The 12,318-nt window shown below is 41.3% G+C and carries 12 protein-coding genes; 10 read left to right on the top strand and 2 right to left on the bottom strand.

The genetic code is table 11. The features are described 5' to 3' along the window. Window positions 1–502: hypothetical protein (locus KGY70_10070; protein ID MBS3775523.1), on the bottom strand; the 502-nt coding region annotated here is incomplete at its 3' end. A gap of 291 nt (window positions 503–793) precedes the next feature. Between KGY70_10070 and KGY70_10065 the strand changes: the two genes are divergently transcribed. From KGY70_10065 to KGY70_10020, 10 genes are all read left to right on the top strand, one after another. Next, window positions 794–1,633: a methyltransferase domain-containing protein gene (locus KGY70_10065; GenBank protein ID MBS3775522.1), complete on the top strand. Its 840-nt coding sequence runs from the start codon at window positions 794–796 to the stop codon at window positions 1,631–1,633. A 13-nt stretch (window positions 1,634–1,646) separates the two neighbouring features. Further along, window positions 1,647–2,477 carry a hypothetical protein gene (locus KGY70_10060; GenBank protein MBS3775521.1) on the top strand — a complete coding sequence of 277 codons (831 nt, stop codon included), beginning with the start codon at window positions 1,647–1,649 and terminating at the stop codon, window positions 2,475–2,477. Further along, a complete protein-coding gene (locus KGY70_10055; protein ID MBS3775520.1) occupies window positions 2,478–3,032 on the top strand; it encodes a chemotaxis protein CheB in 555 nt (184 codons plus the stop codon). 4 nt (window positions 3,033–3,036) lie between these two features. After that, the gene (locus KGY70_10050; GenBank protein MBS3775519.1) at window positions 3,037–3,831 is read left to right on the top strand and encodes a GAF domain-containing protein; all 795 of its coding nucleotides are present in this window, start codon (window positions 3,037–3,039) and stop codon (window positions 3,829–3,831) included. 18 nt (window positions 3,832–3,849) lie between these two features. Further along, window positions 3,850–6,450, top strand: a complete 2,601-nt coding sequence (locus tag KGY70_10045) for a PAS domain S-box protein (GenBank protein ID MBS3775518.1) — start codon at window positions 3,850–3,852, stop codon at window positions 6,448–6,450. Between the two features lie 49 nt (window positions 6,451–6,499). After that, window positions 6,500–7,078 (top strand): SiaB family protein kinase, encoded by a 579-nt coding sequence (locus tag KGY70_10040; GenBank protein ID MBS3775517.1) that lies wholly within the window; start codon window positions 6,500–6,502, stop codon window positions 7,076–7,078. Window positions 7,079–7,092: 14 nt separating this feature from the next. Next, window positions 7,093–7,473, top strand: a complete 381-nt coding sequence (locus KGY70_10035; GenBank protein ID MBS3775516.1) for a DUF1987 domain-containing protein — start codon at window positions 7,093–7,095, stop codon at window positions 7,471–7,473. A 123-nt stretch (window positions 7,474–7,596) separates the two neighbouring features. Then, the gene (locus KGY70_10030; GenBank protein ID MBS3775515.1) at window positions 7,597–10,677 is read left to right on the top strand and encodes an ATP-binding cassette domain-containing protein; all 3,081 of its coding nucleotides are present in this window, start codon (window positions 7,597–7,599) and stop codon (window positions 10,675–10,677) included. Between the two features lie 41 nt (window positions 10,678–10,718). Beyond that, window positions 10,719–11,630, top strand: a complete 912-nt coding sequence (locus KGY70_10025) for a hypothetical protein (GenBank protein ID MBS3775514.1) — start codon at window positions 10,719–10,721, stop codon at window positions 11,628–11,630. 19 nt (window positions 11,631–11,649) lie between these two features. Beyond that, a complete protein-coding gene (locus KGY70_10020; GenBank protein ID MBS3775513.1) occupies window positions 11,650–12,096 on the top strand; it encodes a hypothetical protein in 447 nt (148 codons plus the stop codon). On the opposite strand, the gene KGY70_10015 is transcribed toward KGY70_10020, so the two are convergent. Next, a partial coding sequence (locus KGY70_10015) for a hypothetical protein (protein ID MBS3775512.1) occupies window positions 12,097–12,318 on the bottom strand: 222 nt, incomplete at its 5' end.

The following is a 12,318-nucleotide window of genomic DNA, read 5'->3' as shown; positions in this document are numbered from 1 at the left end:
CTCTGTAAATCCATGCTGAGAAGTTGCTTTTACTGGCGCCTCCGTCAAAATGCACATGCAGGCTGTTTTCTTTAAAAGGCCCGTAAAAAGGCATATTCGAAAAAATATGGGCCAGCTCATGATTCACCGCATAGGCTTCAGCAGGCCTGTCCAGAAAATATCCCTTTCCCTTTTCAGGCTCAGCCGATAACTGGTGGTTCAATGGGGCTTCGAAGCGTATATTGCCTTCTTTGCTGATGAATGCCCTCCCAATGGTATTATCCACAAAAACCAGATCCATATTTTTAATGCCAAGTATTTTTTCCTGTTTTAAAAGTTTATAAAGCCAGCCAGGCAGACGGCTGTCATATTTGGTTCTGGTATGCCGTTCCAGTGCCAGATATTTTAACAGTTCCCCTTCCTCAAATAATGCGAGGTTGTGGTCATGTACATATGCAGGAAATGGATCATCTGAGAGATCCTGGATTCCATAGAGAGCCAATGTGAAATTGCTTTTATTCATTGGTGTAACAGTTTATTAAGGGTTTGCCTTTCAAATTAATTTACATGCCAAATTCATGTGTTTTGCTTGTCTTACCATGGAACCCGCATGTTACTCATGTTCTTGTTGTGAAGGTTTCTGGATGCGGGTTTCATAGAAACATCAAATGTTCGGTTACAAAATTGGACAAAATTGAATATTTTTAGCCTCTTTATTTAACCCGAATTATTCTTACATAAAATTATCCAAACCTAAAATCTATTTTATCGTAATAGGGAAAAGTATTCAAAATTTAATTATTGAATTTGCCGCATGGGTTTATCGGATCAAGAAATCCAGTATTTTATTTCCACTATAAAGCACTACTCCGAATATGATTTTAGCGAATATTCGGAAAAGTCTTTGAAGCGGAGAATACAAAAAGTGTTGAATGATTACAGGATGGAACTGCCGGCAATGATTAAAAAATTGAAGAGTAACGGGGAATTAATCGATGAGGTAGTGAAAAATATCACTGTAAATACAACGGAATTATTCAGGGACCCTAAAGTATGGCAGGATTTAAGATTCAGGATTTTACCGAAGCTCCGGCAAAATAAAAACATCAATATCTGGCACGCCGGATGTTCAACCGGACAAGAGGTTTATTCCATGATGATTCTGTTGAATGAACTGGGTTTGTTCGATCAGGCCAAAATTTTTGCCACCGATCTTAATGAAGATGCTCTCGAACATGCAAAAAAAGGAATCTATAAATATCGTTTCAACATCAATTATCTTGACAATTTTGACAAGGTCATCAAGGAAAATCCTTTTAATTACGAAGAATACAACGATGTTCCCTACGAAAAATATTTCAGGATCAACAAATCCGAAGATATGCTTATAATGAATGATTTTCTGAGGCAAAAGCCTATATTCCGCAAGCATGATCTGGTTAATGGAGAGAATTTGTACTTTGCCAAATTCGATCTCATCATGTGCAGGAATGTCATCATTTATTTTAAATATGAATTACAATCAAAAGTATTTAAAATGCTGCATGAACATCTTTACCCGAATGGCTATCTTTTATTTGGTATGCATGAAAGCATGCTGGGTGATATAGCCAGCAAGTTCGAAAAAAAAGGCAATTTTTACAAGAAAAAATAAAAGTCCCCGGAAAATGAACGAATACGAACTTGGAATTGTCGATACCCGGAATATTTTAAAGGCCATTCAGGTGCATTATAATTCTGATTTCAGAAATTATGCCCTGACCTTCTTTAAAAGAAGATTGGAGTATATTATAAAAAGATATAATCTGAAATCGGCAGATAATCTGGTGGAAAAGCTCACCAATGACGGTTCATTTTTTCAGTTATTTCTGAAGGAAATATGCGTTGAAAACACTGAGATGTTTCGGGATCCTTCTTTATGGCGCTTTTTAATGGATGACTTCCTGACGCCGCTCATTCAAAAAAGCACTTCCTACAAAATCTGGTTTCCCGAAGTAAGCTCGGGAGAAGAGTTATATTCACTGGTGATTCTTCTCACCGAACTTAATCTTCAAGATTACGTAGAAATTCATGCCAGCAGTATCAGTGAGAACAGAATGGATAAGGTGAAACAGGGTATATTTGATTTGTCCAAAATGGAAGTGAACAGAGCGAATTTTAAAAGGATTTTCAGGGACAAAGAACTGGATGAATACTGTACCATTGAGAATGGGGAGGGTTATCTCAATTCATCATTACTGGGGAATATCCGGTTTTTCAGTCAAAATGCTAACTTTGACCGGTCTCCCGGGGGAGTGAAACTTATTATGTGGAGAAATCAGATGCTCTATTACAACCAGATCCTTGAAGAACGGCTGCTAAAAACCATGAATAGTTGTTTGGTTCCGGGGGGGCATCTGATTATCGGGTTGAACGAAAGAATAGACTACTGGAATTCAGACAAAGATTTTGTTTTGGTCGGCGAGAATGATAGTGTATACAAAAAAAAGTTATCATAGATGTATCAGGCGGTTATCATAGGGGGTTCGGCAGGAAGTTTCAGGGCAATCACAAAAATTCTGAATGCCCTGCCTGTGGGTTATTCTATGCCTTTGTTATTAAACCTGCACAGGCTGAAGCATGTCCGCTCCGGTTTTATGGAGGCCTTATCAATAAAGTCCAATATACCGGTTTTGGAGCCCTATGACAAAGATTCCATAAAATCGGGTATTGCTTATCTTGCTCCGTCCAATTATCATATGTATATCGAACTGAACAAGAAGATCGCCCTCTCTACAGAAGAGACCGTCAACCATTCCCGGCCTTCTATTGATTTGTCCTTTGCTACTGCTGCACAGACATATCATCGGAACCTCATAGGCATCATTCTTTCCGGAGCCAATAAAGACGGTGCCTGGGGGCTAAAGAAAATCAAGGACGCAGGGGGGACCCCAATTGTTCAGGATCCGGAAGAATGTGAAGTGTCAACAATGTCCCGGGCTGCCTTAGAGGCAACTAACGGAAATCATATATACAGTACAGATCAAATAATCAATTTTTTATTAAAACACTAAGGATATGATTTGGGATAAGGTAATAAAATCTCCGAAAATACTGGCTTTTTCATCTTTTTTTATTATACTGCTTTTGTCTTTTATACTGATCGGCAAGCTGATAAATATAAGCCAGGCTATTGTAGCGGATATTTCCACAGGTGGGGCTTACTTAACGGTATTGTTTATTGTGATATTTAGCCTGGTCAACCTGTTTTTGGTTATGCAGCTTACCGCCGGATCAAAAACAAAAGAGGAATATCTCCAGAAAACCACGGATGGTTTGATTGATGAAGCTGATGAAGCAGAAGACGCTACATCCCATGAGGATGTCCGTGGAAAAGAACAAGTCGATATTGAAGAGATGGAAAGGAAGATCATTCCTGCCGGGGACAAAAACATAGATACCCCCCGGTTCACTGAAGGTATACTGATCCATTCAGCCGAGATTTTTGACATTGTGCAGGGTTTGTTTTATGTAAGAAAAAACGACATCGATACCTTCACAATTGCCAGTAAATTTGCTTATTACGGAGAAGAAGAACCGGAAGATTTTGAGCTGGGTGTTGACTTAACCGGACAAGCTGCAAAAAATCAAAAAGTGCTTAACCTTACCAAGATTCCGGAAAACTACATTACTGTGCTTTCGGGTCTGGGTAACGGTTCACCGAACGGTTTGCTGATTGCGCCGGTCATACATAATGAGAAAACCATAGGCTTGATTGAACTGGCCTCATTCAAACACTTTGACAAAAAAAGCGAAGAAATATTTACACAGCTTTCGGAGAAAATTGGAAAAAGGTTGGCAGAAACCCTTTAAAACATATTCATTTGCCGTATGAACCAAGAGAATAATTCCATAACCATCACCAAAAACGATATTATCACCGGTGTGGCCGCTTCATTGGTACTGATGCTGGCTGCATGGATCATAGGTATTTCCGCAAGCAATCTTTCCTTTGGTTTTTCAGCGATAGCCAAAATCCATTCGAACAATCCCGTTTTCTGGTTTATTGATGCCATTCCTGTTATTGTCGGCACGGTTATATACATATATTACAGGAAGCGGGAGAAAGAGGTAGAGATGTTCGAAGAAATCATCCATGAGAGAGATCTCGATATAGACAGGAATGCCACTTTTGCAAAGAAAATTGGCGAAGGGCAATACGATGCTAACTTTGAAGTCAAGGATGAAAACGATGTGCTGGGTAAGTCCCTGCTGAGGATGCGGGATAACCTTTTGGAAAGTCATAAAAAGGAAAAGGAAAGGAACTGGATCTCCGAAGGGAAGGATATCATTGCAGATACCCTGAGAATACATAATAAAGTTGACGATTTGGCCTATGATGTAATCGTAAAACTGATCAACTATGTTAACATCATCCAGGGGGCCCTGTATATTTATAATGAAGAAGAAAACAAACTGGTGAATGTGGCCACTTATGCTTATAACCGGAAACGTTACATCAACCAGGAATTTCAGATTGGCGAAGGGTTGATTGGTGAATGTGCCTATGAGATGGACTATATTTACCGAACCGAGATTCCGGAGGATTATGCCACCATCACATCGGGGATATTGGGCGATAAAAGGCCCGCCAGCCTTCTTATTGTCCCACTGATCACCGACGAAAAATTACAGGGGGTGATCGAATTTGCAGATATTAAAGAAGAAATCCCTCAACTGGCCATAGAGTTTTTGAGAGAGCTGTCCGAAATCATTGCCCGCACGATATATAACCTGAAGATGAATCAGAAAACGGAACGTTTGCTTCAGGAATCTCAGCAAATGACGCAGGAATTAAAAGAGAACGAAGAGGAGCTCCGGCAAAATGCAGAAGAAATGCGGGCTACACAGGACGAGCTGGAGAAATCCAACAAGGAACTGGAAGCCCAGGTCAAGAAAGTAGAAAACGCCCAGAACCGGATGCAGGCCTTGCTGGAAAATGCCTCGGAGGTGATATCCATATACGATAAGAGCCTTAACCTGAAATACCAGAGCCCCAACGTAGAAAAGATCCTGGGTTATACGCAGGAGGAGATGCGTGAAGGTCAGGATATGAACCGGCTTACTGCCAAAGGGGAAGCCGCCGTAAAGGAGATGTTCGAAAACCTGAAGCAGAATCCGAGTCAGTCGCAAACCATTCAATATACATACGTTAAAAAGGACGGGAAGAAGATATACCTGGAGACCACGGGCCGAAACTTAACGGACGATCCGGCTATCAACGGGATCATTCTTAACTCAAGGGATATTACCGAGAGAAAGCGCGCAGAGAAAGAAGAGCGTATGAAAAGTAAGATGCAGTCCCTCTCAGAAAACAGTCCGGACCTGATTCTCCGACTGAATACCCAGGGGCAGTTCTTCTATGCCAACCCGGTGTCGCAGGATTATCTGGGCCTGCATCCCAGGGAACTGATCAACACAAGGATCGAGGAACTTGAGATGGAAGATACTATGGCCGGATTTTTTCAGGATTCCATACAAAAGATCAAACAGCAGAACAATCATTTGGCTAAAGAGATCACCATTCCGACAGCCAACCTGGGCGAACGGATTATGAGCTTTAAAAGTATACCCGAATACAATGAGAATGAACTGGAAACCGTGCTTTTCGTAGGCCACGATATTACCGAGGCCAAACGCATTGAAATGGAAATTCAGGAGAAAAACAAAAAGATCACGGAAAGCATCAATTATGCCCAGAGAATCCAGTCGTCCATCCTTCCTGATAACAACATCATCCGGGAACATCTCCCCAAGTCATTTATATTCTATGAACCTAGAGATGTGGTAAGTGGAGATTTTCCGTGGTTTGTCAAAAATGAAGACATCATTTTTATAGCAGCAGTAGATTGCACCGGACATGGTGTGCCTGGAGCGCTGCTTTCGTTTATCGGATATTTCCAGTTAAATAACATTGTAGATCATGATAAAAATTATACGGCAGCCCAGGTACTCGACAAGCTTCACTACGGAGTAAGAAGCACACTCAAACAGGAGCGCTTCGATGCCGAAGCAAGAGATGGTATGGACATTGCCCTTTGCCGGATCGATAAGAAAAACAATGAGCTGCAGTATGCCGGGGCACACAGACCGCTTTACCTGCTCAGGGATGGCGAACTTACTCAATATAAAGGCAACCGGAAAGCCATTGGAGGCATACCCCACAGGAAAAAAGCAGAAAAAGACTTTGTCAATCATGTGATTGATATACAAAAAGGAGACAAAATCTTCTTCTTTACCGACGGATTGCCCGACCAAATAGGTGGCCCCGATAAACGGAAATATACTCCCAAAAAAATCAGGGAAAGCATCCTGGCAAACAAAGAACTGTCCATGCAGGAGTTCAGCAGCTTTTTCTCCGAAGAGTATAAGAGATGGAAACAGGACAACAAGCAAATAGATGATGTACTGATGATTGGAATAGAATTTTAATATAATTATTTTTAGGATTTGTTATGTTTAATTAAACTCATTTTATTTTATGGACAAACATAATGTTAAAGGCTTTCTGGAATTTGTATACGATTTTTATCGTTCGATGAAGGCCCATGAAATCACCCTGGTTTATGAAGGTGAGATCACTCACCAGATAACCAAAGCTTTTACCTCCCTCACGGAATCCAACATGGCCAAAGAGGATGAGTCCGACACAGTTCAAAAGAAGGTCTTTCATGTGATGGTCGAATGTTTGCAGAACATCAGCAAGCATGCGGACACCTTTGGATCTGATGACTATCTTTTTGCCGGGAGGGGAATTTTTATGGTTAGTAAAGGCAATGAAGACTATCATGTAACCACAGGCAATGTCATCGAAAACCGAAAGATCGACGAGTTAACGGATATGCTCGAAGAAATTAACACGCTTGACAAAGAAGGCCTTAAACAACTTTATAAAAAGCAAATGAGGGAAGGCCGTTTGTCTGACAAAGGTGGTGCAGGTCTTGGATTTATTGATATTGTCAGAAAAACAGGAAATAAACTGGAGTATCATTTTCTGCCCATTGATGAGACAAACTCCTTTTTCCTTCTTTCATCATCAGTTTCTAGAATCAACGAATAAAAACAGCAAGTGTTATGGAAGTTATTAAGATAAAAGGAACCGACGATACCCCAAGTATTGTTTTGGACAAAGACAACGAAATTTTTGAAATCTCCGGCAGGTCGCTTCCGGAAGATGTGTCCACATTTTATGAGCCCATATTGAACTGGTTGGATGAATATGCTCAAGATCCCAATTCCAAAACCGTTTTTTCATTTAAACTGGTTTATTTCAATACGGCATCTTCCAAGCTGCTCCTGGACATATTGATGAAACTTGAAGGGCTCCACGAAAATGGAAACGAGGTGCTCGTCAAATGGTATTATCCGGAAGACGATGAAGACATGCAGGAAGCAGGCGAAGAATACGCAGATATCGTGGATATTCCGTTTGAGCAGATAAGTTACGTATTGTAATTGAGCCGTTCAGCTATCAAAATTTCCCTGGCAGACATCAATAATTGCGGTTATCTGAAGGGATAGGTCTTTTGTCATAAGGAGCACATGACCGCTGAATGAAGTATAAAATAGATACATGAAATGAGTGAAGAGATTCTGAAAGCATTAATGCAGTTATTTGCCATCATCGCCAAACAGGATGATGGGGTGGAGACCAACGAGCGAGAGTATGTGCTGAATTTTTTAACGCAACAGCTCAATGACGAAGCCATCAACGAATACATTGCATTATTTGATAAAAAGGCCGGTTTCACCGGTGATTCATCCAATGAAAAAACAGGGGAAAGAAAACTCACTTCTGTAAAGGATTCGGTGAGAATTCTCGGATTGTGCAAGAAAATCAACAAAACCCTTACACAAAAACAAAAGATCATTGTTCTGGTACGGCTGTTTGAGCTGGTCAATGCCGACAGGAAATTTTCCGAACAGCGCATGGCCATTATCAATACGGTGGCCGATGTATTTAAGATCAGCAGGGAAGAGTACCAGAGCATTGAAACTTATGTGATAAATGACGACATTGATAAGCTGGACAACCCAAATATATTGATCATCAATGACAGGGAAAATCAATGCACGGAATGCAAACACATTCAATCCGAAGCACTTGAAGGCAATATATTCATCCTGCACATCCGAAGCGTTGATCTTTATTTTCTCCGGTATACAGGCGAAGAAGAACTGTATCTGAACGGTCTTCCTTTGAACAACAGGAGAATCTATCTTTTCGCTCATGGCGGATCTATTAAGCTTCCAAAAGGAAAGCCTGTCTATTACAGCGATGTTGTAGCCCATTACCTTGCCGATAAAACCTCGCTGAAACTTTCTTATGTTGCCGAAAACATAGGTTATCAATTTGACAACGGTGCAGTGGGCCTGAGAGACATAAACTTCTCGGAAAACCAGGGTAAGCTGGTGGGGATCATGGGGGCGAGCGGAGCCGGTAAGACAACATTGCTCAATGTTATGGTAGGACTAAACCGTCCCACCAGCGGTGAGATCCGTTTAAACGGGATCAACCTCCACGAGGATGAAGATAAGCTAAAGGGCGTAATTGGTTATATTCCTCAGGATGACCTGCTTATAGAAGAGCTTACCGTTTTCCAGAATCTCTACTATAATGCCAGGCTGGTTTTCAATGATAAAAGTGAAGACGAGATCAAGGAACTCGTTGATAAAACCCTGGCTAATCTGGGTCTTTCTGATATCAAGCACCTCAAGGTCGGATCACCATTAAACAAGCTGATTAGTGGCGGACAAAGGAAAAGGCTTAACATCGCACTGGAGCTGATCAGAGAACCGGCAGTACTGTTTGTAGATGAGCCCACATCCGGCCTTTCCTCCAGGGATTCGGAGAATGTAATGGACCTGCTCCGTGAATTAACCCTGAAAGGGAAGCTCATTTTTGTGGTTATTCATCAGCCTTCATCCGAGATCTACAAAATGTTCGACAATATGATCATTTTGGATGAAGGAGGGTATATGGTGTATTACGGCAATCCTGTGGAAAGCGTTATATACTTTAAGAAGATGGATGCCCAGGTCAACAGCGATGTGGGTGAGTGCCCTACCTGTGGTAATGTCAATCCTGAGCTCATTTTCAATATTATGGAAGCCCGGGTGGTGGATGAGTACGGACAATACACCAATACACGTAAGATACCTCCGAAGAAGTGGGAAGAAAAACTCTACGACAATGTGAAAATAGAAAAAGTTTCTGAAGTTGAAGAAGAGCCTCCTTCGACCACCAATCTTCCTTCCTGGATCACCCAGTTCAAGATCTATACGATCAGGGATTTCCTTTCCAAGATCAGCAACAAACAATATGTGGCCCTTAACTTGCTGGAAGCTCCCGTTCTGGGCTTTATCCTTTCCTATATCATACGATATATCCCCGATCCCAGCTCCAATGATTACATATTCCGCCTTAATGAAAATATCCCCATTTTCATTTTCATGGCCATTATCGTAGCCCTTTTCCTGGGTTTAACCGTTAGTGCCGAGGAAATATTCCGCGACCGTAAGATACTCAGCAGGGAGCAATTTTTGAATCTGAGCAAATCCAGTTACCTTTCTTCCAAAGTGCTTATATTATTGCTCATATCAGCCATTCAGTCCATTCTGTTTGTTGTCATAGCCAACAGCATTCTGGAAATAAGGGGTATGTACTTTGAGTACTGGTTTGTGCTTTTCATCACTGCTGTCTCTGCCAATATGCTGGGGCTGAATATTTCGGCAAGCTTTAACTCGGCAGTTACCATTTATATTATCATCCCGTTACTCATGATACCCATGATGATTTTAAGCGGTGCCATGTTCCCCTTTGACAAGCTGAACCGCTCCATCAGCAGCATAGAAAAGGTGCCCATGATTGCCGAAATTATGCCTACCAAATGGTCATACGAGGCCTTGATGGTGAATCAATACAAAAACAATGAATTTGAACAATATTTCTACGATCTTAAAAAACAGGAAAGCCAGGCCAACTTTAAACAGGTGTACTACATACCCGAGATTGAAAAAAGCCTGGAATATGTTGAAAACCATCTTAAAGCCGGCAGTGAACCGGAAAATATGGAAAAATTCAGGGATGAGCTGAGTCTGTTGCGCAACGAGCTGGAAGAAGAAGCGGAAAGAACCGGGGTCAGCTTTCAGTCGGTCAGCCGTGTAAGAGCAGACAGCATTAACCGGGAGGTCCTGGCAGATATCAAGGACTTTATCGGAGCACTCGAAAAACATTACCAGCAGGAGTTCGATCAGGCCAATAAAAAGCTGGATAACATCAGGAGTTATCTCACGGAAAACAAACCCGAAGTTTACCGGAAAATAAAAGACAACCACTTTAATGAAAGCGTCTCCGATCAAGTTAAAAAAGTCTTTGAAAAGAATAAGATCATCCGCTACAAAAACGAACTCATTCAACATATTGATCCGATATATCATGATCCGGAGGTTGAAGGGTTTCTCAACTTCAGGGCCCACTTTTTTGCTCCCAGAAAGCATTTTATGGGCAATTTTTTCAGCACCTACTGGTTCAATATAGGCATCATTGTGCTGATGGCCGCCATACTTTATGCGGCGCTTTACTACAATTTGCTATATAAACTTCTTAATTTGCCCCAAAAAATGAAACTGAAACAAATAATCTTTCGTAAAACATAATGCTTATAAACTTTAATAATTATTTTTGTAAAAATCATCCAATGATCAACATGCATTTGAAACATACTGTATATATATTCATTGTTTTTTTTGTTTTAATCTCCTGCGGATCTTCCGATAACAAAAATTCAGATGAATTGCACGTTCCCGATTCCGTTGCCAATCGAGGGACATTGGAAATTTCGGACCAGGCCATGGAGAATGTGACCCAGAACATTTCTTCCCATATTGAGACAGCGGCCCTGATAAAGAATCTGAATGTACCCTTCACCAAGGAGCACCTGGCTTCAACGGACGTGGAGGATTTCAATACCCAGTTTGATCAGGCCTTGCTTCTGGGTGTATATGGAGCTGATCTGGGTTATATGAATATGTATAGCAAAACAACGGTAGCGTTGGATTATCTGAGGTCCATAAGGAAATTGGCCAATAATTTGAATGTAGGACAATTTTTCGATTTCAACACCCTTCAGAGGCTGGCCAAAAACAACGAAAATCTGGATTCCCTGATGTATATCTCCCAGAAGAACTTCAATCAGATGGACCGCTATCTTAGGGAAAACAACCGGAGCAATCTCAGCACCCTGATGGTTGCCGGAGGATGGATTGAAGGGTTGTACCTTTCGGGCAAAGTGTATCAGAATCGCCCCGATCCCGAGCTCAGAGAAGCCATCGGGGAACAAAAAATCATTCTGGGTGATCTTATGATATTGCTGAGAAATTTTGAACAGAATCCCGATTTTGCCACTTTGATTGACGATTTTGAACGGCTGAATACGCTTTTTAACGACGTAAAAATTACCATCGAGAAGGGTGAACCCAAACGGCAGGTGGTAGATGGTCGCCTGGTTATCGAGCAAACCGAAAAAAGCGTGGTCACCGTTTCCGATGAATTGCTGGAGGAGATCATTGATGAATCTGTTGAAATACGAAACAAACTAATCAACCAATAACATACGTTAATTATAATATATGAAAAGATTTTACATCATTATAATCTTAACCATATTGACACTGGGTAGTTTGAATTCCGTTCAGGCTCAAACCGGTGAAGAGCTTGTGAATATGTGCACGGAATTGGCTGAGGATGCCAAATACCTGAAAGATTACACGGTTAAGCTTAGCGGTGCTGCTCCTGGGGAAGATCCTCCTTCCCAGAAGAAATCGCTAATGCTAAGGAAAAATACACAGTACCGGTTCACCATCTGCAGCTCACAGGATTTCCCGGGTCGTGGCATATTGAAAGTATATAGCAGCAACAAACTATTGGCTTCCAATTATGTGGAAAATACGGGAAAGATGTTTCCGAGCGTGGATATAAAAGTGCAGAAAACCGGCCCTTACCACCTCTGGGTTGAATTTGAAGATGGAAAAGAAGGATTGGCTGTGGTGGTGCTGTCTTTCGTTAAGAAATTGTAATCAGTTCATATATTGAATAAAAGCCAGTGCTGCAATAAAAAGGAAAAGTACTGTATTCCCGAAAGCGGATGAGCGGATCGAATGAATGTAACCGGCAAAGAGAAAAGAAAGGGGCAGGGCAACAAAGTAGAGCAATTCTACCGATACCTGGTTGCTTAAAATGAACAACACCACACTTCCGGCAAACATCCACCAAAGTATTTCGTAATATTTTCTCACGTA

The sequence above is a fragment of the Bacteroidales bacterium genome (assembly GCA_018334875.1).
Taxonomy (GTDB): Bacteria; Bacteroidota; Bacteroidia; order Bacteroidales; family UBA12077; genus JAGXLC01.
Note: the sequence above shows the minus strand (reverse complement) of the source record. Positions and strands in the feature narration are given on the sequence as shown.

Excerpts from the sequence above, each read along its gene's own strand:
- KGY70_10045 (MBS3775518.1), top strand. The coding sequence starts at position 3,850 with ATGAACCAAGAGAATAATTCCATAACCATCACCAAAAACGATATTATC.
- KGY70_10035 (MBS3775516.1), top strand. The coding sequence starts at position 7,093 with ATGGAAGTTATTAAGATAAAAGGAACCGACGATACCCCAAGTATTGTT.
- KGY70_10030 (MBS3775515.1), top strand. The coding sequence starts at position 7,597 with ATGAGTGAAGAGATTCTGAAAGCATTAATGCAGTTATTTGCCATCATC.
- KGY70_10025 (MBS3775514.1), top strand. The coding sequence starts at position 10,719 with ATGATCAACATGCATTTGAAACATACTGTATATATATTCATTGTTTTT.
- KGY70_10040 (MBS3775517.1), top strand. The coding sequence starts at position 6,500 with ATGGACAAACATAATGTTAAAGGCTTTCTGGAATTTGTATACGATTTT.
- KGY70_10055 (MBS3775520.1), top strand. The coding sequence starts at position 2,478 with ATGTATCAGGCGGTTATCATAGGGGGTTCGGCAGGAAGTTTCAGGGCA.
- KGY70_10020 (MBS3775513.1), top strand. The coding sequence starts at position 11,650 with ATGAAAAGATTTTACATCATTATAATCTTAACCATATTGACACTGGGT.
- KGY70_10065 (MBS3775522.1), top strand. The coding sequence starts at position 794 with ATGGGTTTATCGGATCAAGAAATCCAGTATTTTATTTCCACTATAAAG.
- KGY70_10060 (MBS3775521.1), top strand. The coding sequence starts at position 1,647 with ATGAACGAATACGAACTTGGAATTGTCGATACCCGGAATATTTTAAAG.
- KGY70_10050 (MBS3775519.1), top strand. The coding sequence starts at position 3,037 with ATGATTTGGGATAAGGTAATAAAATCTCCGAAAATACTGGCTTTTTCA.